Here is a 23,018-nt window from a genome sequence, read left to right on the forward strand (position 1 = left end):
CCCAATACAACTTCGTGCTCTTCGTCCCTTCGAGGTTCCCCTCCAATTCACAAATCCCGTAAATCATGTCCATCCTGTCCAAAAATGCACCGGCACCGCTCCGTCCGACGGGCGACGATGGACCAACCTCACTCCTGAGGTTGAACGAGCGGCTCCGCTCCACCCTAACCCACCGCAATGCCTGCCACGCCCATCCCAGTTGTCGACGAGGACGTCGAACCTCCATGGCCCCTCCGCATCACGCAGCGCCCACTCGGACCGCCGTTCTCCAGTACGGCCCCCAATCCCCACGGAGCGCAGCGACCACTCTTCCCTCAACAAGCCTCACGCAAAGCACCCTAAGCCCCAAAGAAGAAGCACCGATCCGATCGCCACTACAACTTCGTGCTCTTCGTCCCTTCGTGGTTCTCCTCCCACTCAAAAATCCCGTCCATCATGTCAGAAGAAACACCAGAACCTCACAGTTCCATGCAGGTCTAGCCTCTACCGTCTAGCTTCTTGCTTCTCCCCAAAAAACAACCCGCACCCTGAATCAGGATGCGGGTTGGAAAATTAGTCTAGGAATTCCTTCCCTGAAAGCAGCCTACTTGCGACGACGCAAAATCAGTGCCAAACCACCGAGGCCAAGAAGCGCAGCCGATGATGGTTCGGGAACCTTGGTAGCATCGATCTGGAACGACGCGTCGTAAGCTCCCCCAAAGGGTTGAGTTCCTCCAGAGAACAAAGCTCCGTCAGTCAAGCGAATGCCGTCCACATTCGTCAGGCCCGGTCGGAATGCCTGATGATCACCCGAACCAGTCGTAAAGCTGAATGCGTACACCTCACCTTGCTGAAGGACCTCTTGAGAGAAGTTAAAGGTGCCGGTTCCATTTTGTGCAATGGTGCTGGTATTGGTAGACTCGGCTACCAACTGCCCTGGATCCCATGTAGAGAAGTTCCCGTCGAGATCCGTCCAGACCTTGAGGGTGTATTCTACCGTGGTAAGTCCTGCGTTGCCTGCATCTGAAGGCCCGAAGACCACAATCGAGTTCAATGCTTGGTCAAGTCCGTCACCGGTGGTGAGGGTAAAGGTCTGACCAGCCTGTGTAGAAAGATCGGCACGGTCATTGGCCGGAGATGTATCCAGGATAATCGCTGCATTCGCAACGCTCACTGTCAGTCCAATGGCCGCGGCTGAACTAATTAATGCTTTCATTGTTTTTGTCGTGTTTGGGAGATTGGTACCCACGCAATACGCCCTCCAGCGTAGGATGGATACCAATTTAATGTGAAAGTTACCCAAATCAAACCACTCCACACAACCCACCCTTAAAGGTATCACAACCACACCAACAAGCAGCACGAGAAACAATCACTGCCGGCGCCGGTGAATCAAGAGCCCGGCTCCAGCCAATCCTAGCAAGGCCCCGATGACGGTTCCGGAATGTTCGTCGTGCTGGTCGTGTTGATGGGCTACCCCGCCCCATCTTACGCAACCACCCACTTGTTTGAATGCGGCCCACCAACCGATTTCCAATCTCAGATTTCTACTTTCAGCTTTCCCATGTCAAAAAAAATGACCCGCACCCCAATGCGGGATGCGGGCCACCGGTTTTTTGGTTTCTCCTCAGACGCGGTGTTTTCAATTACTTGCGGCGACGCAAGATGAGTGCCAATCCACCAAGACCAAGAAGGGCAGCGGAAGATGGTTCTGGAACAGCTTGGGTGGTAGTAACTACCTTAATCGACGCATCATAAGCTCCGCCAAAAGGCTGCGCGCCCGAAGAGAACAACGCACCGTCAGCCAGCGAACCGCCACCACTGGTAAGGTCGGAGCGGAATGCTACGTGATTGTTGGTTCCATCTGTGAAACTAAGCACGTAGACCGTGTTATCGGACAGTGCCTCGCCACTGAAGGTGAAAGTAAACAACTGGTCTGCTGCCGCAATCGCCTGCGAATTGGTCGACGTGGCAACCAATGCACCTGGATCCCAAGTACCGAAGTCTTGGTCGGTATCGATCCAGAGCTGGGCAGTAACCACGGAGCTGCTCGCTGTACCATTGGAATCACCGAAGATCCCGATTTCCGAGAGGAACGACTCTGCGCCAAGAACACCTGTGGTGAACGTTTGACCAGCGTCTTGAGACATATTGGCTCTGTTATCTCCAGGAGTGATGTCGATAATCGTCGCCGCATTTGCAGCGCCTGCCGTCAGCGCGATGGCTGCGGCTGTCTTAAGAAGTGTTTTCATAATAATATGTATCTGTTTGTTTGAAGGATTGCGTCTGAGCGATTGAACGCGGCAGCTGACTAACGAACCAGCCGGTCCGATAGCAGGCGCACTGCGATCAATCGGGCATTTTATGCGGGATCTTCGGAAAAATCACAACGATACATAAAAGGTCTCACAACCAGACCACATGCGTTCCACCCGCCTCGATGTCACCGAGTACCGAATCGCCCCAACAGACACAAAAACACCCAGCCCTCCTTGCTGGAGAACTGGGTGTCCATTTTTCCCTTCTCTTATCCCAAAACTTGAATCGTGAACCAGACCGCCGGATCAACTACGCCGGCGCAGGATCATGGCAAGTCCCCCGAGACCCAAAAGCACCGCCGCCGACGGCTCTGGAACAGCGGCCAATGCCTCGGTGTCAACCCGTACATAGTCGATCTGCCATTCGCCGCTCAGCGACCCGGAAAAGTCACCGATGAACGTGTTGTTATCGAAGCTTCCTCCATTGGTTCCGGCGATGGGAGTCGAAAGATCCGTGTTAAGCAGCACGTCGTTCACCCAGTAGTAGTAGGCATTGTCCACCGCATCGTGGGCGACCCGCACGGTGTGGAACCCGGTACTGAAGTCAGTCCCCACCAGATAATCGGCACCGCCATTCAAGCGGATCCGGTCATCGAGGACATACACCGCGCTGGAATTGCTCTCACTGAGGTTGGCCGTTGCGATCCCGAACCAACCATTCGAACCCTGGGTGCCGGAAACCTTGGCAAAGCGCACCTCCATCGTCCACGTGGACGCGGCCCCACCCGATACCAATTCACGCCACATGCTCCCCGCACCACCGGCATTAAAGTCTCCTCTCAAGAGCGTGGCGCTGGTTGCTTGGTTTGAGAACGCAAAACCACCCGACACGGCAGGGCTGGTAAAGCCTCCGGAAGTTCCATTGAACCAATCCTCAGCCCCCAGTCCGTCAAGGTTTTGGGTGGTAGGATCGACGTCCATTTCATACTTGTAATCGAAGGTCGAGGAATCAGCGATTGCAGTGATCGCCGCATCGGCACCAGCAGAGGTCGCAACCATGGCTACGACGAGGGATTTCCATTTCATATGACTTCTTTTGTTTGTTCAGGTGAGTCGTTACAGATCTCCGCAACCGCTAACAGCAGCAGCCGGAAAGTCCTCACGTGCAGGAATTTACGGCAACCCCAGTCCGATCGGACGCCGCAAACAAACCAAGAAATCGGCACAAAAAAACGCCCCACCTCCCGGAAGGAAGGCAGGGCGTAAATCAAAGAACGCTCGATGCGGCTACTTACGGCGGCGCAAGATCAGCGCCAGACCACCAAGACCGGTGAGCAGTGCGGACGACGGCTCGGGCACCGAGTCCAAGGTTACCGAGTTCCACGTAGTCGATCCAAGGCTTCCACTGGAAGTGGTACCAAAGATCAAGCGATCCGAAGAACCCGTGCCAGCGGACGCGATCGCGTTGTTTCCTCCCTCGCTGTCAGTTAGCGTGGCGGTGCCGGTACCGGCATCATAGGTTAAGGTGAAATCGATGAAGTTCATCGCAGGCGCCCCATCGCCCACTTGTTGGCTGACCAGATCCGTCCCAACGAGGAATGTATTGGTGCCATCACCAATGGACACGGATCCATCCGCGGGGTCATGAGTGATCGTAAGCAAGTAGAAGTAACCTGCGGTAGAGTTCTCGATCCAGACATTCGCTTGCTGCCGGCTGCTGGTCACCCAGTTATCGAGGGATCCTCCGCCGGTGTCAAAAAGGTCATTATCGGATGCCACGGTAAAGTCGAGCGTCCAGCCGTTGGCCATTTCGGTAGTCGCCGCGGCGTCGAGGCTATGTTCGTAATAAACCACACCAGAGTTGGTTCCATCCGAAAGGTTCCATCCACCATTTCCCGTGTCTTGCCCCACAAGATAGGTATTGGTTCCAATCACTGCGGACCACCCCTGGGAGGTTGGATCTGCCGCTCCAGCAGCTCCGGCTTGGGCGGCCACCCCGGAATCGTACGAAGCTAACGTTACTGCATTGGCGGTCAAAGCGCCTAATGCTAACGCCGACATCGTTGTAAGAAGTGTTTTCATAGCGTGTTCATGTCGTGGTTCCGGCACCTCGGGTACCGAGCCCCTCACCCGCCAGGCAACATAGCCCTGCAAGAGTGTGTGACCGACTAGCATATGGCCTAAATCGGCATCCTGAACAACCCACGCCCAAAGGATCCAGAAGTAAACCTTTGCTCTTAAAGTCAAACACCCCGCCCTCCAACATCGGAGAACGGGGTGCCACTTCTTACTTCGCTCAGACGCAATTCATGAACGGCAGTAATCTTATACCATTTAAACGGTCACCTTGTCGTAACCGATGGGGTTGAGTAACTAGGATCAGAGATAAAGACAGTGATCTTGGCGGGATATTTTTGAGTGATGCTGTGTTGCTCACAGCTCAGGTAGCCCGCTGGCATCGCGGTTCGCGCCTTGCCTCACTCGAAAAAGCTCTCCGCCATTCCGCCAATTTGACCTTTCAAATGGCATTATTTACGGCGGCGCAAGATCAGCGCAGCACCACCAAGTCCGAGAAGCACAGCGGATGACGGCTCGGGAACCGCCACCGGAGCGAATGCGCCATCTGCTTCCATCCGAATGTAGTCCACCCCCCAGTCGGCGCTGCCGAAGCCTCCGCTGCTGTAGTCACCAATGAACCACGACCCACCCGAGTTGAAGTTTCCGTTACCTCCACCGATCGGCGTGCTCAGATCCGCATTCAGCAGCACATCGTCGATCCAGATGTAGTAGTTATCGCCGCCTTCCTTCGCCACGCGCATCGTGTGGAAGCCTGAAGTAAAGTCCGTACCATTCAGGTACTCTGAATAACCGCCGCCGGTCTCACGCACCTTGACGTGGTCGTCTGCAAACGCGACCACGATCGAGTTACTCGCTCCCGGCATCTGCAACGCAGCCCCGAACCAGCCCAGAGTACCCTGGCTGCCACCTTGCTTGGAGACACTGAGCTCCATAGTCATAGGATTGGCATCGGAGAAGTTGTTGCGCAGGATACTCCCCCCGAAGTCGACGCGGAACAGATTCTCGCCTGCGGAGTCATTGGAGTACGCCACCCCACCGGTATAGGTCTGGGGAATCGTGGCGCCACTGACGGTGCCCCCAAACCAGTCGTTGGTAGAATTGGAGTCCAAATCCAGGGTCGCTGGATTCGTGTCCATTTCGTACAGATAATCGAAACCCGACGAGTCGGCTTCGGCGACAATCGCAGCATGAGCTCCGAGAGTCGAAGCTGCGAGCACTGCCAATGTATGCATGTGTTTCATATTGATTTTGTTTCTTTGGTTAATCACGCCAACCCAGTTGCGGTTCATCCATTACAAACCGGACCGAATCGGCAGCGATGAACCTACCCAACCAGCACTCGGTCTTTCCACGCCCTTGAAGCGGCTCTATTTAGAACCAGTCGCACCACGTCAAATCACCAGGAGCATGCCACGAGGCTGCCCCCGGCCACATAATCCGGCATGATCAACGCCCTCCCGTGCGTCGCGGTCGACGGATGGGTCAGCATGCGGACCGCCAACTGAAAAAGTCCGCGGGCTAACGAGCCCTCGGGAATTTGATACCCGGCTATCGTCGGACGCGCGTACTCAAACATCCGGTCGTGAACCAAACACAACAACGACACGTCCTGGGGAACCCGCAAACCGAGCGAAGGCAGCACTGTAAGCGCAGACAGCAAATAGGGCATGCGCGGCAAAATCAGCGCACTCGGCCGATCCTTCGCCTCAAAGAGCTCCGGCAACACTCTGACAATCGAATCGGCCGAATCATTCTGCCGACCGAGCACCACGTCCATACGTGTGTGGGACTGGGTCATTCCCTCATGGAATCGGCGCATTCCCTGATGCTCGGCCTCCGGATACAGCAATGCCACTCGCCGGTGCCCAAGCCGTTCCAACATAGACGCCGCATGCACACCGAGTGCCCGTTGATCCACATCCACAAAGGGCAAGTCAACCGAGGGATGAGGGGTACCAGCTACCATCGCGGGGATGCGTTCCGCTTGAAACCACAACTGGGGCTGGCTCGTGGTCAACTGCAGGATATAAAGGTCTGCCGGGTTTTGCCGGACAAACTCCTGCAACCGGTGGTGCGGGCGCTTGTAATGAGCGAGCTCCAATGCCCGGTGCCTCAGTCTGATTCCCGCATCAGAACACAGAGAACCTAACCGATTATGGTTCAGCCGCTCATAGGCTGAGAGTTCGCTCAGAGCTAACGAACAAAGCACCACCACCGTCTTGCGCCTCGTTCCGGCTGGCAGCTCGACCTTGGCTCCCCCTAACTCGCCCCCCTTCAAGACCCGCCTCCTGCGTCCGGGTTCGGATGGGGCGATCACCCCCTCCTGCTCCAACATCTGAAGGGCACTCCCCACCGTAACACGCCCGACACCAAGTCGGCGCGAAAGCTCCCGCTCACCAGGCAGCACGCCAGCCACGCTGCCCGACAAAATCAACCCTTTGAGGGCGTCGGCAGCTTGCAGGACTCGGTTCTCTCTTGGCGGCAGGGCGCTCATGTCGCGGCTATCCAACCAGATCCAGAGCCCAAGCCAAGCTCAATTCATGGTTGAAACCACTCCTGATCCCAAGTCCCCACATCCGACACGAAATTTCGTTGCGTATAGCGCATCGCACCGTGATCGTGGTGCCACAGGCTCACCATGAACATTCCCAACCAACTCACCCTGCTGCGCATCGTCCTGAGTGTTATTTTCGTGATCGTCCTGTCCGTGGACATGGCAAATGCCTACCTGTGGGCACTGATCATCTTTGCCATCGCATCAATCACCGACTTCCTCGACGGACACCTCGCTCGCAAGTGGAACCTGGTCACCGACTTCGGCAAACTAATGGATCCGCTGGCCGACAAGATCCTCGTCGCCGCCGCGCTGGTTCTCATGGTGCAACATCAAGACGCCAGTGGAGCTCCGCTGCTGCCCGCTTGGTTTGTGATCGTCATTCTCTTCCGCGAATTCCTCGTCACCGGCGTGCGCATGCTGGCGCTCTCCAGCAAAACCGTGATCGCCGCCGACGGCTGGGGGAAACTCAAGACCATCTTCCAGATCGTGCTGATCTGCGTGATCCTCGCAGAGCGCGCCACAGTCGTCGATCTTGGCATCGACCTGAGCATCGCCGAGCCATTCCTCGGCTACGCCATCGACGGATTGTTCTGGGTCGTGCTGGCTCTCACCGTCTACTCCGGCGCCGGATACTTCAAAGGCTTCCTCAAGACCGCTGAGTTTAAGTAGGCGCGTTCCTCGCCGGAGGCTCGGAACGCAGCTGCGAGACGGGGAGAAGAAAGAGGCTAGTGAGCCCTGAACTGCCAAAGTTCACAAAATAGGCCCTATCGGACTCATAGGACCTATTTCGCGCGGAGCACCGCAAACGCGCCAGCGCCCCCCTTCCTACTCCCTACTAGCTACCCGCTACTTCCCTAATACTCGCCGATCTGACGGAAGAAGTTCATCCGCTCGTCGATATCGGCCTGGCTCAGGTTCTGCAATCGGCGGGTCGAGAACTCTTCGCAGGTGAACGATGCCATGATCGTTCCGGCGACGACCGCCTTCTTCAGCTCGTCGAACGCCACCTCGCCGCCCGGCTTCACCGCACCAGCTTTCACCAAGGCACCCGCAAGTCCTCCGAGGAAGGTATCGCCGGCACCGGTTGGGTCGGTCACCACCCGCAGCGGGTGTGCACCCACGCGGAAGAAACGGCCACCAGGGCCAAAGAGCATCGCCCCATATTCACCGAGTTTGATCACCACCGCCTTCGGTCCCATCGCCAACAACGCCTCACCGGCAACCACCAGGTTCGACTCACCGGTGAGCTCGCGGGCTTCGCCGTCGTTGATCACGAACAAATCCAGGCGCTTCAGCACGTCTTTGAGTCGATCGCGGGCGATCTCGATCCACAAGTCCATCGAGTCGGCCACCACAAAGTCGGCATCCTGACACTGGTCGAGCGTCTGCAACTGGTTGTCCGGCGACATATTCGCCAGCACGCAGACCTTGGCACCTGAGATCGACGCCGGCACTTTCGGTTCCCAGTTCTCCAACACGTTCAACGCGACGCTGTGCGTCTGGCGGTCGTTCATGTTTTGGAAATACTCACCTGTCCAGGTGAACGAGTCCGCCTCCGAGCGTTCCACGCCGTCGAGGTTGACCTGATGCGAGGCAAGCATGTCCAAATGAGCCTGCGGATAGTCCTTGCCGATGATCCCGACCAAGCGCACATCGTCGGTGAAATATGACGCCGAGAGGGCCGCATAGGCAGCCGATCCACCGAGCAACTGGGTAGCTTCGGCATTCGGGGTTTTGATGTTATCAATGGCGATGGTTCCGGCGACAAGAATGGACATAGCGATCTTGGTGAAGTTCTTAGGCTGAGAGTTCTGCGCCCGAACAAGCGACAGAATCATTGGCGATGCAAGCAATTGGGAATACATTCGCAGCGAAACACATCCCACCGACGTTATGCTGAAACAATTCCTCATGTTCGCCCTCTTTGTTGGGGGCTACTTGGTTCTGATGAAATGGGTTCTGCCCAAAATGGGAGTCTCCACATGAATGAGCGGAGCCTGCTCGGTCGAGCAGCCAGCTGATTCGCAGCCCCCCCCTGCCAAAACCCCGGTCACCATCGACGAGCCCGCCTCGGTCGACAAATCCGACAACGATGACAGCGCGCCAAAAGCAATCGAAGACGCGCCATCCGAGACCCCGAAACCACCGCAACCATGAGCGACACACCGTCTCCAGCCGTCGGCGATACGGCCCCGGATTTTAATCTACCGGACCAGACCGACACCCCACACAAGCTGAGCGACTATCGCGGCAAGTGGGTTGTGCTCTTTTTCTACCCGAAAGACAGCACACCAGGCTGCACCACGGAGGCCTGCAGCTTCCGCGACGCCAAGGACGAACTCACCGACCTTGGCGCGGTCGTTCTCGGCATGAGCATCGGCGACGTCAAAGGCAAGGCCAAGTTCGCTAACAAACACGAGCTCAACTTCCCACTACTCGCCGACGAAGACCACTCGGTCGCCGAAAGCTACGGGGTGTGGGGCCCGAAGAAATTCATGGGCCGCGAGTTCCTCGGCATCAAGCGTGTCTCCTTCCTCATCGCCCCCGATGGGAAAATCGCCCGCCGCTGGGACAAGGTGAAGGTGAAAACCCACGACGCAGAGGTGCTCGAAGCCCTGCGTGAGGTGCAGTCTTAAACTGCTAGTAGACCGGCAGTTCGTTGGAGCTGCCGGCCTACCAAGGCAACCGCGCGCCTAGGTGGTAAACCGTCCCTTCGGGACGACTGATGTGTCACTCGTTGAACCTGCGGTTGAAACCGCAGGCTAGCCGGTAACGCGTCGCTCCGCGACGAAATGCACCGAATATCGCCCCTGGTGATTAGACGATACCGGCTACAGACGCCGCCCTCCCGGAGCGCGCACTATCACTCAAGAGTCCCACACGGCCACAGCCGATCGCTCGCCGAGCGAGGAGGAAGGTCAGCCTCTCCCCGAAGCCAGCACCTCCCCCCGCCTGGAGAGCTTTCCCAGTCGCGAGGCTTTACCCCGCGACGCGAGGCTCTACCCACCGCGAGGCTCCACCCACCGCGAAGCCATCATCCATCGCGGAGCGATCGCTTGCCGGCTAGCCTGCGGTTTCAACCGCAGGTTCCTAGCCTCGGGAAAATCCCGCGCCGTAGGTGCGGTTTACCGCGAACATCCTTCACACCCAAGCCATCGATTGGGATCGCGATATCGATGAGGAGGTTGCGCCCCCCCACACTGGCTTCGCTCCAATAGCGATAGCTTCGCATCCCCCAATGCCTTCGTGAACTTAGAGCCCTTCGTGGTTTCGCACCCACACAGCCCTCCGCCGCCGATGCCACGGCTTGAAGCGCTGGGCGGACGACAGTCCTGCCGTCGGCGCGAATCCATCACACCGAATCTCGCCCCCATCGCGGAGCGATGACTTACCGGCTAGCCTGCGGTTTCAACCGCAGGTTCCTAGCCTCGGAAAAACCCCGCGCCGCAGGTGCGGTTTACTCCACACGGCTCCTGCTGATATGACCGAGAGCTCAGCTCCCCGCCAACTGCGCCAACACATCGTCCAGTAGCGAGCTCGCGCCGATCCGGAAGTTTACCGGCGACACCGGACCATGCAGCGAATTGGCCAGCTCCACGTAGTCGAGCGCATCGTACGCCGACTTGATACCACCGGCCGCCTTCACGCCGACCGCACGCCCAGTGGCAGCCTCCCACGCCACGGCTTCCTCGAGCAGCACACCGACATCAGCCATCGTCGCACCGGCGCGTCCCATGCCGGTTGACGTTTTGAGAAAGTCCGCACCCGCCTGCAGCGCAATCTGAGCCGCCTGACGCACCGCGTCCTCATGCGGCAGGTCACAGGTTTCCAAAATCACCTTCAGATGGGCACCGGAGCACGCGTCCTTCATCGCCGCGATCTCATCGTGTACCTCTTCCAACTCGCCGGCAAGAAACGCACCACGGTTGATCGCCACGTCAATTTCACTGGCCCCTTCATCCACCGCGTAATGGATCTCAGAAATCTTTGATGTCAGCGGCGTCTGCGCGAAAGGAAAGCCGCCGGCAACACACGCCACCCCGACCGACGTCCCCTCCGTGATGTCCGCAGCAAGCCCGGCAAACACAGGCCACACGCACACCGCCGCACAGGAGGGTGGGTTCTCCAGCCCATGATCGTACCCCAAAGGCTCGACCGCTCGCTGGCACAGCATCGCTACATCGTCCTCGTTATCCACCGCGGTCAGCGTGGTCAAATCAAGCAGCGTGATCAACTGCAGCAGTTTCGTGTGATCAGTCTTCATCGTCAGACGATAAAACGACGACACGCCCGGAAGCAACCCCACCTTGCTCCCGGACGCGCCGATTTCCCGCGGTTACCCGACAATTACCCGACAATTACCCGCGAAGGCCCTAGCCCCGCACCAGCCAGACTTCCACCCGGCGGTTGTTGGCTCGTCCCGCTGCGGAGGCGTTGTCCGCCACCGGCATGGCTTCGCCAAACCCATGCACCTCGATATTGCGTACCCCTTTGGCGCGTAGCACGTCAGCCACCGCCTCGGCGCGCCGCTGCGAAATCCGCAGGTTGTTCTCACTCGCCCCCACGTTGTCGGCAAACCCAATCAGCACCACCGACACATTCTCGTTCCCTGCCGATGCGAGTAATCCGGCCAGACGCTCCAGGTTATTCAACGAGTTGATATCCGGCTGGTCCGAGCCACTGCTGAAGCGGATGTTGGCCTGCGTATCACGACGGTCGGCACGACGGATCGCCTCCCGATAGCCATACGGCACGTCCTCACTTGCCAACAGTTGCTGCTTGAGACTATCCGCATTCTCGCGGTCGGTCTTGGTCGACAATCCCTGACCCACCAATCCGGTACCATCCACGACTTCCTGCCCATCGTTGGACATGGTGAACTTCACAAAATCCAACGCCATCGGCGACGCATTCACCGGCACATAGAAATACAACAACCTCGCCAACGGATAGTCCTGCGTCTTCACCGTCAAGCGGGTCGCCTCCAGCGGGAGCGCTTGCTCACCCGCCTGCACCCGAAGTGCCTTCACGCTCGCCCCCACATACGCCAGCCCCACAAACCCGATCCCATTGGGATGAGTCGCCACGTTGCGCACCAGCTTTTCGCTGTCCTCAAAACGATCGACATTGGACGTGGTGAGCTTCCGTTTGAACGGCTTCAACACGCGCGCCTTGAATGTATCCCATGTTCCTGACTGCTCATCGCGGGCATACACAAATACCGGCTGGTCCGGTCCACCGAGTTCTTTCCAGTTGGCAATCTCACCCGAGAACAACTTCGAAATCTGATCCACGGTCAGCGACGACACCGGGTTGTTCCGGTTCACCACAACCGCCACCCCGTCGAGAGCGATCGGAAACTCACAGGCAGGATTGCGCAAATCTCCAATCCCCAGCTGGGCCAGATTGATTGCCTCTTTCTCTTTGATCGGACGCGATGCCATCCCGATGTCGCAGAAGCCCCCGGCCAGCCCCACACTCTTGGAGCTTGATGTCTCGCCAAACGCAGTACTCGATCCGTGCGCTTTGATCTCCACCTCTCCCAGCTCGCGTTCGCCCGGCAATGAGAAGCGAATCGTCGCCTCCACGCCGTCGCGCTGAAGCGAGATATTCTGGTATCCGCGGGAGGTGAGGAACTGCCGCACCAATTCTGGCGCCAGACTTGCTCCCACTGTGTTGGATCCATGAATGCGCAACAAAGTCCGCACCTCGGGAGCGTCCACATCCACACCCATACGCATGGCAAACTGCTTGGCCACTTCCGCCACCGGTTCGCCATTGATGCGGGCAATTATCTCGAACTGACGCAAACGATCACGGTTCTCTTCCTCCACGGCCGCGCGGGCATGGGAATCTCCATCGCCGGACAGCTTCAAAGTTCCGTCAGCGGTCTCCTCCACCACCGAAGCCTTCTTCAAATAGTCCACCAACACCGCCCGCTTATCGCGCTCGGCATTCAAGAGTTTGAACTCATCCCGCAATGCGGAATCTGAGACCGCCAGAACACTTGGCACACACACCAAGGCCACCACGGCCAACATCAGGATTTTGATTGTCGTTTTCATTAGTTTACGAATTGATGATCATATTGAGTTCTTCGCTGTCGACGTCTCGGGACGGAGCCGCGGGTGCTGATGTCATCTGATCCAGCAAGCCGTCGCCCTCATCACTTCGATCACTGCCGTCCTCACCTGCCGCCCCGGCCATTGCGCCAAGATCCAGCCCCTCATCACCCGGGTGCTCGGCTCCTCCCCCCGTCATTTCCAGCGGCTCGGGCTCTTCAGCGGGCGGGGTCACAACAGCCACCAGCTCCTCCTGAGGCGTCGCCCCTGCCACCTGTGGATCAACCACCACGTGTTGATCCTGCGAGCCTATCATTGGATCCTTGAATGCGTTCGCCTGACGGAGGTCACGGTAATCCTTCACATCCTGCTCCAGATTGCGCTCGCGGCGCACTTCATCGCGACCTTTGATCTCCACCACCTCCCCGTCTCCCGAATTTAAAATCCCCGGCAGCAACATCCCACAACCCACCAAAATCACTCCGACCAACCCGGCAATCACGTATGTCGATGTGCGAGACTCCGCAGGGCGCGCGGCATTGAGCTGCTGCTGCGCCAATGAGGCAATCGCTGCGGTATCCAAGTTCACACTCACCGGCACCGTCGATGTAGACTCTCCCGGCGTCGGCATCGATGCCGACAAAATGCTGTGCATGTGGCTCTCGGGCACGCCGAGCAAGATCGACAATGCCTTCTCCACCGATACCGAGCCCGCACTATTCGCCTCAAATCCCCACAACACATGAAGTCGCGTCCGCTCGCCATCCTGGTAGATGCGATAGGACTCCAAGCTCCGGCGAGGGTTCGGCACCTTGAAGTTGAGCAAAATCGACTCAATCCGATTCGGAAAGTCCTGCAGTTGAAGTAGGCGGCGGCATTTGATCCAGCCCTCCATCACTCGCAACAACTCCCCCTTGGGAATATCCGAAATGTTGCGCACCGGCTCACTCAACGTGCAGGTCTCTCTCCCGCGGTCGTCGCGCGACTCATATAAATACTGCCCATCTTTCTGCAGCACCTTGGGGAAGATCGGACCGTACGAAAGCTCCAGCACCTCCTGCACCTTGGGGTCATGGTATCCCACACCGCCCTTTGGGGAACTAAACCCAGGAGCCCGAAGCGGCTGCAATTTCTCTAAATCAACGGATAGTAACGATGGCGTGGTAGACATGAGTGGCTGATGGCGGACGGTTGGATCCGACCCCAGCCACTAAGGAGAATTCACGCCACCCCGCACCCACTTCCGTGTGACGTTTTCCACCCAGTTCTAGCACGCACTTGCAACCAATTCGTCACAACGACTCACGTCCCCACCGCACACTAATCCGCTCCTCGGTCGACAGAGGCCACACTCCCCTCATCGACTAACGGCCCCACGCTCAAACATCTGAACGGGGGCCGCTCTCTGATACCATTTGAACGGTCAAATTGGTGGAATGGCGGCGAGCTCCTTCTTCCCCACATCTCCCACTGATCCCATCCTCATCGGATAGGCCAAGGTGACCGTTTAAAGGGTGTTACTAAAACAATTCCGCCCAAACCGCTTCCTTGAAACCGGCCAAAGCAATTCCCCGCTCGCGATCCAAGAGCAACGGTCGCTTCACCAGGTTGCCGTGCTGGGACAACAGCTCAATCGCCTCCTCCTCAGTCATCTGCGGCAACTTGTCCTTCATCCCCATTTCCCGATAATCCTTGCCCGCTGTGTTGAACAACTTGCGCAGACCACCGTCCACAGCAGTTGCAGCAAACTCTAATTCTTCAACCGAAGGCGGCGTTTCTCTCACTGGAAGTTGTTCGAACTCCACCCCGCGCTGGCCCAGCCAATTCACCGCCTTGCGGCAGCCGTCACAATTTTTGTATGCGTAAACCCGGATCATAAGTCGTTGCCATCAAAGCGCGACCTCCCGACACGGTCAACCAGCGATCCCCGACGCCCGTCTGCCCCATCCGCAAACCCAGACTTGCACCCGGCACCCTGCGCTACCAACCTAACCAAACAAATGACCGCCAATACCGCAGCCTTCCACACATTCTCCGCCAGCCACTGGGCGGTGCTGGCGCTGACGGCTGCCGCCGCCACGTGGATGGTGCGTTGCGGCAGGACCGATCCAAACTCCCACATCCTGCGGCGGACGGAAATCCTCCTCGCCATCGCTCTGCTCGCCCACTGGCCGCTCGACGTGCTGGCCAAGCTCGCGACCGGCACATTCGGATCATGGCAGGAAGTCCTCCCGATGTACTTGTGCAACTGGGCCTGCGTTGCCTGTGGCATCGCCTTGCTCACCCACCGACGAATCGCGTGCGAGCTCGCCTGGTTCTGGGGCATTGCCGCCACCCTTCAGGGCCTGCTCACTCCCGCACTCCTGCTCGACTTCCCACATCCAGCGTGGTTCACCTTTTTCCTGCAACACAGCGGTGTCGTCATCGCTGCAGTAGCCCTGGTCTTCGGCCGTCAAATCAAACCAACTCGCGGTTCATGGTGGCTCGCAATTCTGGGCACCGAAGCCTACTTTTTCGCAGCACTGGGAACCAATTCCCTCCTTGGCACAAATTACGGGTTCCTCAACGAGACGCCCTCGCAACCGTCTCTACTCGACTGGATGGGCACCGGCTGGACCTACCTCCTCGCCATCCAAGCCGCAGGCTTCATCGCCATGACCCTTCTCTGGCTCCCGTTCCAAAAACGCGCCGCCAACCAATAAAAAATCAGGACAGCCGGAAAACCGACTGCCCTGAAGTGCACGAAACGAATATCTGTCTCTTACTTGCTGTAGACCTAACGTCATTTGGGTTAATCCCCCGAAAAACCAAATGCCGCTCGCGGCCTACAAACGTGATCTAATCGGATTGCGCCGTTTCAGTCAATACGCATTTTTAAAAAAAGAACCCTCGAACAGAAAATAGGCGATACGCTTCGCAAATTTTCTCAATTACGCGATTATCCGCGCAGATATGACATTACTGCCGCCGGTCCGCATGAGGCCCGAGTGGCCGCTTCGCCCACAACGTCATCTCGCGTAGGATTGGGTTTGGCACACGGTAGGGGAAGTTTTTCAACTGAATCTGAGTTGGGTTGGGCTCAGCGATCCGGCGCAACTGAGGCGCTGCCACCAGTTCACGCCAGTCTTTGTACAAACGATCCATGCCATCGATCAATGGCAGGTTGGCGGAAATCGGGGAAATGTGCACTGCAGCGATCTCCAGTCCGTCGTTCTTCACCACCGACTCGAGTTGCGCAAACTCACCCGACGTCACCGGCAGCGCGATGGCGGTGCGATCACCGTACCACGCAACCCCCTCCGGCATGTCGGACACGATGATCTCGTCGTCTTCCATCCAGTCGTGCACCTCTTGCATCAGGGCCGGGATATATGGGTAGTTCGGACGGTACTCACCCCAGGCGTAGCCTTTCATCGTCTGAACCACCGCGGAGAGCATCGGCAGCGCGGACAGCGCGACCACAATGAACATATAACCGTGCGTGACCACGGCGCCGTGCCCTTGGAACTTCATCCGCCCCCAAAGCACGGCGAGCAATGCCACGCCATAAGCCGCCATTAACGGAGCAAACAGAATGTGCATTTGGTTGGTGCTCATCTCGTCGCCTTCCAATCCGAAAAGCGTCATCCCGAACACAGCAAACACCCACATCGAAAACAACGCCCAGCGGAAATCCCCGATCTCCCCCCGCTTGAACCGATGCAGCAAGGTCAGGAAAAACAGCGGTGCTGCGAACATCGCCCCCATGTAAGAGGTCAGGTTGCTCATCTGGTCGATCGAGGTCACGAGCGCCCGCGTTGGAAGCCCTTCGATACTCCCCCGCTCGACCTTGGTCTGGCGCATCAGATCGGACGATCCTCCGGCACCAATCAGGCCCTCGCTCACCGCCCACCGGGCATCCCCCGCCACATGGCCGGTAACCTCGTAGTTACGGATCAATGCGGGTGCAATCACCACCGCGAAAACGCTCAGCATCACCACAGCAAACAACGCACGCGGACGGAAAGCCACCATCACATAGACCAATGCCCCCAGGAAAACCCACACCGTGATCCAATGGATCAATGCCAGCGCGCCAAACAAAGCCGAGGCCAAAACGATCCACCGCACCACAGGCTCGCCCCGCTCTTGATTCTCCACCGCCCGGAACAAGGCGAAACTCGACGCCAGGAAGAAGAACAACATTTGCGTCTGCGGTAACCCGGAGCGGGAAAAGTCCCAAAGCAGGTCACACAGCACCATTACCAGCGCCACTACCACCCCGATCTTATGATCGAAAATCCGCGCCACCAACAGATACGCCAATACCACCGAACCGATCAGAAAGCCCATAGATAAGGCAATCAGCATCCGGTCCGGCGCGTAGGGCGCCAACAGATCCGTCGAAGTCTCGAGCGCCCAGTTGTCCGCACCGAGCTTCAACACAGCAGCATCAATCCAAAGCCCGAGAGGCGAATGGTAGGTGTCCTCAAAATGAGCCAAATCCACCGCCTCGCCGGATGCCGCCGCGTGTCTGGCACGCTCGCCAACCAACAACGGTTTCAGGTTCTGGGTCACCGCTCCGTTACCGCGCGCAATCTCACGCGAAATCTGGGCGCGGTCCATCCCCTCTGGGGTGGTCAATCCGCGGTGGTCCGCATAAAGGTGGAAAACAGTTAGCACGATGACGAAAACCATCACCAATGCCCATCCTACCAACGATCGTGAATCCGTACTGCTCGAGGCTGCCATGCTTTGTGGAAAGAAATGATCACCCGCCTCTGATCCCGGGCGGAAATTTCCACGCACGATGCACGCATCCGCGGCGATCAGTCCACACTAATCTTAACGAAGCGCGGGGAATCCTGAATTTCCCCGCCAGCCCCCAGCGACACCAACTGATCGGTCCCCCCCCCGGAGGACGCGCCAAGGCGACCGAATAAATCGGTATCAGATCCCGAGCACCGCACGCACCGCTTGAGCACGCTCGGCGTGAGTGGCGTCGTCCACCACCGGGGTCATGCCCTCGAGCAATCCAGAGGGAGCGCCCTCGAGCTCAAGCCACGAGCGGCAACCACCAAACTTGCGCTGGTACGGCACCGTCCACGGTTCAGCCAACCGGAAAACGCGGACAAACGCCACGCTGATGCAGTCCGCCTCCAACTTCTCGCTGTAGCTATAACGGTCATCGACCACATTCTGCGGCCAGCAATGGAATGGTGCCAACTGGTCTACCAATGCCTTGTCCCGCACCCGCACGGCGAACTCAGCTTCGGCCCAGGCTTTGAAGACCACCTCGTTGCCTTCTTCAACCGGAGTGTGAATCTTGGAATCCGGCGATTGAATCAAGTGCTCGGACGCCGCATCCACCAGCCCAGTCTCCTTCTGATGAAACCCGGTCGAGAACAGCAGGAACTTCTCGTGCTTGAACGAGAACCCCTCACGCCCTTCGTGGATCCCGCCTTTGCGCAGGATCATGCTGTAACTCCCGTCGGCCAACAGATCGCACACGTCTGCCCATTCTTTGAATGCAATGATCGAATCGCTCATGATCGCCCACTCAAGCACCTGCGCACGCGCGCTGCAAGAGCACGCTGCAGCGACCCGACCTCTCACTGGGGATCGTGGCAATTCTCACTTCGAGTGCTTGCGAAGGGGCTGCATCCTCCCTAGTTTCGCCCTCTCTCCACGACTTCGTTTTCTCGATCACCCAGCCAGCTCACTACCACTTTGTCAGTCACGTCCTCACCCGCTCCCCCTGTTCGCCGCTGGTCGGCGGCCAAGATCAACGCCCATCAAGGTAGCGCACCGGCCATCACCGGAGACCCCGTCGTGGATGCCTTGCTCAAATTGCGCGGCATTGGACCAGACATCGCGGAACCGTTCCTCAACCCAAACCTGGGCAACCTGACCGACCCGCTGAGCCTGCCGCAAATGGAACCCGCAGCTAAGCGCGTGCTGGCCGCCATTGCTGCTGGCGAATCGATCGCCCTCTACGGCGACTACGACGTCGATGGCGTGACCTCACTCAGCATTCTCAAGTTCGGGATAGAAGCGCTCGGCGGCCGCGTGCATTGCTTTCTCCCCCACCGAATGGACGAAGGCTACGGCCTCTCAGACGACGGCATCGAGCGCTTGCTCAATGAATGCCAGCCGGATCTGGTGCTCGCCGTCGACTGCGGCACCACCTCAAAGGCCGAAGGCGAAATCCTGGCCGCCCAAGGGATCGACCTGATTGTCATCGACCACCACCAGGGCGCGGAAGAAACCTTTCCGCCGGCCATTGCCATCGTCAATCCCCAGCTCGGCCCAGACCAACACTACCTCTGCTCGGCCGGACTCGCGTTCAAGTTCCTCCACGCACTGCAAAAGATCGACCCGTCGCACCGAAAAGCATTCGACCTGCGCTCGGTACTCGATCTCGCTGCCGTCGGCACCGTCGCCGACCTGGTCCCCCTCGAAGACGACAACCGCCTTCTGGTCACAGCCGGCTTAAAACGTCTCGCCAACACGCAACACCCCGGACTGCGGGCGTTGATCCAAGTCGCTGCCGTAGGTGAGCGCCCAATCGCCAGCGATATCGGCTTCCGTATTGGCCCACGCCTCAATGCCGCCGGCCGCCTCGACTCCGCGCTCGACGCTCTCCACCTTCTCACCGCGGGTGACGACGCCGAAGCGCTCGCCATCGCCAGCGCTCTGGATGCCCAGAACCGCGAACGCCAAACCATCGAAGCGGAAGTCCTCAAATCCGCGCTCGCTCAAATCGAAGCGCTTCATGGTTCCGACCTTCCCGCCGCGCTCGTACTCGCCGAACCCGAATGGCACCCCGGTGTGGTCGGCATCGTCGCGTCGCGCATCATGCGCAGATTCCACCGCCCCACGTTCATCATTGGCTTTGACGAGTCCGGGATGGGCAAAGGCTCCGGTCGCTCGATCCAAGGCATCAACCTCGTCGAACACATCGACAAAGCCCGCCATCTGCTGGTCAAAGGAGGAGGCCACGCCGCAGCCGCGGGCATCTCGGTCCAGCGCGATCAGATCGACTCCTTCCGCGCCGCTCTCACCGCGTCCATCGCCGCCACGACTCCGGCTGAGGTCTTCATTCCCGAGATCTCACCAGACATCGAAACATCGGTCGACCAACTCAATCTCGACCTCCTCAACCGCTTGGATCAAGTCGCTCCATTCGGGATGGGGAATCCCGAGCCGCTCATGATCGTGCGCCACGCGGGCTGTGTCGGCGAACCCCGTAAGCTCAAAGACAAGCATTGGAAGTTCCGCATTACCGATGAATCAGGCGGCACGCCAATTGACGCCATCTGGTTCTCCGGATGCGAAACCCACCCCGAGCTGCCCGCCGGGCCATGGGACATCGCGTTCATGCTCCAACGCAATGTCTGGCGCGGCCGCGAATCGGTTCAATTGTTGATCCGCGACCTGCGCACTTCGGAGTGAAAATGTGGCACCGGACAGCCCGGCTCCCGAGGCATTGAAAGACTACCCCTTCAACTTCGCAACCACCTCTGCCGTGGTCGCTGCAATGTCGTCCGCCTGAAGCAAGGCGGAAACCACCACCACGCGGCGGGCACCCGCGGCGATCACTTGATCCAGGTTCTCCGGCTTGATCCCGCCGATACAAAACATCGGAATCTCCACGCCGACCTTCTCGTGCACCGATTGGATGTTTTCCATCCCGATTCCAGGGCGCCCCGCTTTGGTAGGAGTTGGAAACACAGGACCAAACCCGATGTAATCGAACCCGTCTTCCAGCGCCGCCTCGGCCTGGGCTGGAGTGTGGGTGGAGCGGCCAATCAACATATCCTCCCCCACCAAGTAACGGATCTCATCAATGGTTCCGTCGTCCTGGCCGACATGCACGCCATCAGCCCCCACTTCAACCGCCACTTCCGGGTAGTCGTTGATGATCAGCGGCACACCCGCGTCACGGGTGATCGGGAGCACGCGCTCGGCCATCGCCGCGATCCGCTCACGTCCCCAGCGCTTGGCTCGGATTTGTAGCGCACCAGCACCACCGGCAATCAACTGACGGGTCACTTCGGTGGCTTTTTGCTCGTCGACATATCCCATGTCGAGAATGCCGTAGAGGAGGACGTTGGAGAGAGTTTGTTTGCTCATGATCCTGGGATCTGGGGGGAATAATTTTGGGGACGCACCTTCTGCAACAAAAGCGACGCATGCAAGGGATCATGTGAGGAATCTTCCGCCCGCCACAGGACACGCTTTACCCTTCCCCGGCCGCTCCAGACAACGCCGCAGCCGGACCGCCCTTGCAGGGCTCTGTCATTCCGCCCAGCTATCCCCACGGCTTCGTGTGGGCTACGTTGCACCGCACCTCCGGTGCTCATTCACTTCATCCGGCACCTAAAAGGAAGCGTTCCTCAGCACAGGGCTTCAGCCCTGTGACCACATGGCCAACCATCAACGCATCCAACAGGAATGCACTAACAGGATCGATGCTCGATTCAGACTTCCGCTTCGCAGCACGGCCGCGCCGGAGGCGCACCCCATCGTAGCCCATGGCAACGCCATGGGAACAACACGCCCCTACGCATGAGCCCTGTAAGGACGGTCCAAATCCCCGTCCCCGCCGACAAAAAAAATCCGCCGCGGATCCGAGAGGAACCACGGCGGATAGAAATCTAGTCGTTACCGACGCTGGAACTAGCTCACTTCGTGATCTTCACGCAACTCGAGGTGCTCGCCTCGCTTGATGAACTCACCCACCCAACCAATGTCGTAATTCCCTTCACGGAAATCCTTGTGGTCGATGATCGAAAGCTGGAATGGAATCGTTGTCTTGATTCCGTGGATCATGAACTCCTTCAACGCACGACGCATGCGAGCAATCGCGGACTCACGGGTCGCACCGTGAACGATCAACTTCGCGATCATTGAATCATAGTACGGTGGCACCGAATATCCGGAGTACACGTGGGTATCCACACGCACACCGCGTCCGCCCGGAGCGTACCACAGTTCGATCTGACCTGGCGACGGCATGAAGCCTGCGTAGGCGTCTTCCGCATTGATCCGGCATTCAATCGAGTGCCCGCGTGGAGTGCAGGACTTGAGGTGATCGGAAAGCTCGAGGCCAGCTGCAATTCGGATCTGCTCCTTGATCAGGTCGCAGCCATACACCTCTTCGGTGATCGGGTGCTCCACCTGGATCCGGGTGTTCATCTCCATGAAGTAGAAGTTCCCGTCATTATCAACGAGGTACTCAATGGTTCCGGCGTTCTCGTAACCGATCGCCTTCACGATGTTCACCGAGGCCTCGCCCATGCGCTTGCGCAGGTCTTCGCCGAGAATTGGCGATGGCGCTTCCTCGATGATCTTCTGGTTACGGCGCTGCATCGAGCAGTCGCGCTCACCGAGATGCACCGCGTTGCCGTGGCTGTCCGCGATGATCTGGAACTCGATGTGGTGCGGGTTCAACACCAGCTTCTCGATGTAGCAGTCTCCGTTTCCGAAGCAGGCCATTGCCTCGCTGCTCGCTGCGTCAAACTGGGAAATGAACTCGCTCTCCTCGAACACAGGACGCATCCCGCGGCCACCGCCACCGGCGGTCGCCTTGATCATCACAGGGAAACCAATTTCCTTCGCCACCTTGAGGCCGTCCTGCGCATCTTCCACGCAGCCATCCGAACCCGGAGTCGCTGGCACACCATTGGCGAATGCCGTGGCGCGAGCGGTGTTCTTGTCACCCATCATGCGGATGACTTCGGCGCTTGGTCCGATGAACTTGATGTTGCAAGACTCGCAGATCTCAGCGAATCGAGCGTTCTCGGAAAGGAACCCGTAACCAGGGTGAATCGCATCCGCACCGGTGATCTCAGCCGCCGCAATGATGCGGTCGGACTTCAAATAACTTTGATTGCTTGGCCCGGAACCAATGCACACCGCTTCATCAGCAAGCTGAACGTGCATCGAATCCACATCGGCTTCGGAATAAACCGCGACCGTTTCAATATTGAGCTCGCGGCAGGCGCGGATCACACGCAGCGCGATTTCACCTCGGTTGGCGACGAGAACTTTGGAGAACATGAACTGTTGATCAATACGAGGACCGCGGCGCTAGCACAC

General features: G+C 58.3%; 19 protein-coding genes. 4 read left to right on the plus strand and 15 right to left on the minus strand.

The window, feature by feature from the left end; all coding sequences use genetic code 11:
- Window positions 1-583 precede the first annotated feature (583 nt).
- From G3M56_RS13855 to G3M56_RS13880, 6 genes are all read right to left on the minus strand, one after another.
- Window positions 584-1,195 (minus strand): PEP-CTERM sorting domain-containing protein, encoded by a 612-nt coding sequence (locus G3M56_RS13855; protein WP_164365318.1) that lies wholly within the window; start codon window positions 1,193-1,195, stop codon window positions 584-586.
- A gap of 430 nt (window positions 1,196-1,625) precedes the next feature.
- A complete protein-coding gene (locus tag G3M56_RS13860; protein ID WP_235203478.1) occupies window positions 1,626-2,231 on the minus strand; it encodes a PEP-CTERM sorting domain-containing protein in 606 nt (201 codons plus the stop codon).
- Between the two features lie 312 nt (window positions 2,232-2,543).
- Entirely contained in the window at window positions 2,544-3,323 is a 780-nt protein-coding gene (locus G3M56_RS13865) for a PEP-CTERM sorting domain-containing protein (RefSeq protein ID WP_164365317.1), read from the minus strand.
- A 201-nt stretch (window positions 3,324-3,524) separates the two neighbouring features.
- Window positions 3,525-4,319, minus strand: coding sequence for a PEP-CTERM sorting domain-containing protein (locus G3M56_RS13870; protein WP_164365316.1), 795 nt, complete (start codon window positions 4,317-4,319; stop codon window positions 3,525-3,527).
- Between the two features lie 446 nt (window positions 4,320-4,765).
- Window positions 4,766-5,557 (minus strand): PEP-CTERM sorting domain-containing protein, encoded by a 792-nt coding sequence (locus G3M56_RS13875; protein WP_164365315.1) that lies wholly within the window; start codon window positions 5,555-5,557, stop codon window positions 4,766-4,768.
- 155 nt (window positions 5,558-5,712) lie between these two features.
- The gene (locus tag G3M56_RS13880) at window positions 5,713-6,810 is read right to left on the minus strand and encodes a substrate-binding domain-containing protein (protein WP_164365314.1); all 1,098 of its coding nucleotides are present in this window, start codon (window positions 6,808-6,810) and stop codon (window positions 5,713-5,715) included.
- A gap of 144 nt (window positions 6,811-6,954) precedes the next feature.
- Here G3M56_RS13880 and pgsA point away from each other — a divergent pair, with 144 nt between their 5' ends.
- On the plus strand, window positions 6,955-7,542 hold the full coding sequence (gene pgsA, locus G3M56_RS13885) for a CDP-diacylglycerol--glycerol-3-phosphate 3-phosphatidyltransferase (protein ID WP_164365313.1): 588 nt from the start codon (window positions 6,955-6,957) through the stop codon (window positions 7,540-7,542).
- A 185-nt stretch (window positions 7,543-7,727) separates the two neighbouring features.
- Here the strand turns inward: pgsA and G3M56_RS13890 are convergent, their stop codons facing one another.
- Window positions 7,728-8,651 carry a PfkB family carbohydrate kinase gene (locus tag G3M56_RS13890; protein ID WP_164365312.1) on the minus strand — a complete coding sequence of 308 codons (924 nt, stop codon included), beginning with the start codon at window positions 8,649-8,651 and terminating at the stop codon, window positions 7,728-7,730.
- 375 nt (window positions 8,652-9,026) lie between these two features.
- Between G3M56_RS13890 and bcp the strand changes: the two genes are divergently transcribed.
- On the plus strand, window positions 9,027-9,509 hold the full coding sequence (bcp, locus tag G3M56_RS13895) for a thioredoxin-dependent thiol peroxidase (protein WP_164365311.1): 483 nt from the start codon (window positions 9,027-9,029) through the stop codon (window positions 9,507-9,509).
- Window positions 9,510-10,366: 857 nt separating this feature from the next.
- Here bcp and deoC read toward each other — a convergent pair.
- The 4 genes from deoC to G3M56_RS13915 form a co-directional block, all read right to left on the minus strand.
- Complete coding sequence (gene deoC, locus G3M56_RS13900; protein ID WP_164365310.1) at window positions 10,367-11,137, minus strand: deoxyribose-phosphate aldolase; 771 nt, start codon at window positions 11,135-11,137, stop codon at window positions 10,367-10,369.
- A gap of 109 nt (window positions 11,138-11,246) precedes the next feature.
- The gene (locus G3M56_RS13905; protein WP_164365309.1) at window positions 11,247-12,938 is read right to left on the minus strand and encodes a DUF1318 domain-containing protein; all 1,692 of its coding nucleotides are present in this window, start codon (window positions 12,936-12,938) and stop codon (window positions 11,247-11,249) included.
- 4 nt (window positions 12,939-12,942) lie between these two features.
- The gene (locus G3M56_RS13910) at window positions 12,943-14,106 is read right to left on the minus strand and encodes a hypothetical protein (protein ID WP_235203479.1); all 1,164 of its coding nucleotides are present in this window, start codon (window positions 14,104-14,106) and stop codon (window positions 12,943-12,945) included.
- A 349-nt stretch (window positions 14,107-14,455) separates the two neighbouring features.
- Window positions 14,456-14,812, minus strand: coding sequence for a Spx/MgsR family RNA polymerase-binding regulatory protein (locus G3M56_RS13915; protein ID WP_164365307.1), 357 nt, complete (start codon window positions 14,810-14,812; stop codon window positions 14,456-14,458).
- Between the two features lie 123 nt (window positions 14,813-14,935).
- Here G3M56_RS13915 and G3M56_RS13920 point away from each other — a divergent pair, with 123 nt between their 5' ends.
- Entirely contained in the window at window positions 14,936-15,637 is a 702-nt protein-coding gene (locus tag G3M56_RS13920) for a YwaF family protein (protein WP_164365306.1), read from the plus strand.
- Between the two features lie 256 nt (window positions 15,638-15,893).
- On the opposite strand, the gene G3M56_RS13925 is transcribed toward G3M56_RS13920, so the two are convergent.
- Window positions 15,894-17,666, minus strand: coding sequence for a hypothetical protein (locus G3M56_RS13925; protein ID WP_164365305.1), 1,773 nt, complete (start codon window positions 17,664-17,666; stop codon window positions 15,894-15,896).
- A 198-nt stretch (window positions 17,667-17,864) separates the two neighbouring features.
- Window positions 17,865-18,464: a DUF1802 family protein gene (locus G3M56_RS13930; protein WP_164365304.1), complete on the minus strand. Its 600-nt coding sequence runs from the start codon at window positions 18,462-18,464 to the stop codon at window positions 17,865-17,867.
- Window positions 18,465-18,644: 180 nt separating this feature from the next.
- On the opposite strand from G3M56_RS13930, the gene recJ reads away from it, so the two are divergent.
- On the plus strand, window positions 18,645-20,369 hold the full coding sequence (gene recJ, locus G3M56_RS13935; RefSeq protein ID WP_164365303.1) for a single-stranded-DNA-specific exonuclease RecJ: 1,725 nt from the start codon (window positions 18,645-18,647) through the stop codon (window positions 20,367-20,369).
- Between the two features lie 42 nt (window positions 20,370-20,411).
- Here the strand turns inward: recJ and thiE are convergent, their stop codons facing one another.
- Both thiE and accC read right to left on the minus strand, forming a co-directional pair.
- Entirely contained in the window at window positions 20,412-21,050 is a 639-nt protein-coding gene (gene thiE / locus G3M56_RS13940) for a thiamine phosphate synthase (RefSeq protein ID WP_164365302.1), read from the minus strand.
- 546 nt (window positions 21,051-21,596) lie between these two features.
- Window positions 21,597-22,979, minus strand: coding sequence for an acetyl-CoA carboxylase biotin carboxylase subunit (gene accC / locus G3M56_RS13945; protein ID WP_164365301.1), 1,383 nt, complete (start codon window positions 22,977-22,979; stop codon window positions 21,597-21,599).
- Window positions 22,980-23,018: the final 39 nt, after the last annotated feature.

It is taken from the genome of Sulfuriroseicoccus oceanibius, from assembly GCF_010681825.2.
Classification (GTDB): Bacteria; Verrucomicrobiota; Verrucomicrobiia; order Verrucomicrobiales; family SLCJ01; genus Sulfuriroseicoccus; species Sulfuriroseicoccus oceanibius.

Bases quoted from the DNA above. Each gene is read 5' to 3' on its own strand.
- G3M56_RS13855 (WP_164365318.1), bottom strand. From the start codon at position 1,195: ATGAAAGCATTAATTAGTTCAGCCGCGGCCATTGGACTGACAGTGAGC.
- G3M56_RS13860 (WP_235203478.1), bottom strand. From the start codon at position 2,231: ATGAAAACACTTCTTAAGACAGCCGCAGCCATCGCGCTGACGGCAGGC.
- G3M56_RS13865 (WP_164365317.1), bottom strand. From the start codon at position 3,323: ATGAAATGGAAATCCCTCGTCGTAGCCATGGTTGCGACCTCTGCTGGT.
- G3M56_RS13870 (WP_164365316.1), bottom strand. From the start codon at position 4,319: ATGAAAACACTTCTTACAACGATGTCGGCGTTAGCATTAGGCGCTTTG.
- G3M56_RS13875 (WP_164365315.1), bottom strand. From the start codon at position 5,557: ATGAAACACATGCATACATTGGCAGTGCTCGCAGCTTCGACTCTCGGA.
- G3M56_RS13880 (WP_164365314.1), bottom strand. From the start codon at position 6,810: ATGAGCGCCCTGCCGCCAAGAGAGAACCGAGTCCTGCAAGCTGCCGAC.
- pgsA (WP_164365313.1), top strand. From the start codon at position 6,955: ATGAACATTCCCAACCAACTCACCCTGCTGCGCATCGTCCTGAGTGTT.
- G3M56_RS13890 (WP_164365312.1), bottom strand. From the start codon at position 8,651: ATGTCCATTCTTGTCGCCGGAACCATCGCCATTGATAACATCAAAACC.
- bcp (WP_164365311.1), top strand. From the start codon at position 9,027: ATGAGCGACACACCGTCTCCAGCCGTCGGCGATACGGCCCCGGATTTT.
- deoC (WP_164365310.1), bottom strand. From the start codon at position 11,137: ATGAAGACTGATCACACGAAACTGCTGCAGTTGATCACGCTGCTTGAT.
- G3M56_RS13905 (WP_164365309.1), bottom strand. From the start codon at position 12,938: ATGAAAACGACAATCAAAATCCTGATGTTGGCCGTGGTGGCCTTGGTG.
- G3M56_RS13910 (WP_235203479.1), bottom strand. From the start codon at position 14,106: ATGTCTACCACGCCATCGTTACTATCCGTTGATTTAGAGAAATTGCAG.
- G3M56_RS13915 (WP_164365307.1), bottom strand. From the start codon at position 14,812: ATGATCCGGGTTTACGCATACAAAAATTGTGACGGCTGCCGCAAGGCG.
- G3M56_RS13920 (WP_164365306.1), top strand. From the start codon at position 14,936: ATGACCGCCAATACCGCAGCCTTCCACACATTCTCCGCCAGCCACTGG.
- G3M56_RS13925 (WP_164365305.1), bottom strand. From the start codon at position 17,666: ATGGCAGCCTCGAGCAGTACGGATTCACGATCGTTGGTAGGATGGGCA.
- G3M56_RS13930 (WP_164365304.1), bottom strand. From the start codon at position 18,464: ATGAGCGATTCGATCATTGCATTCAAAGAATGGGCAGACGTGTGCGAT.
- thiE (WP_164365302.1), bottom strand. From the start codon at position 21,050: ATGAGCAAACAAACTCTCTCCAACGTCCTCCTCTACGGCATTCTCGAC.
- accC (WP_164365301.1), bottom strand. From the start codon at position 22,979: ATGTTCTCCAAAGTTCTCGTCGCCAACCGAGGTGAAATCGCGCTGCGT.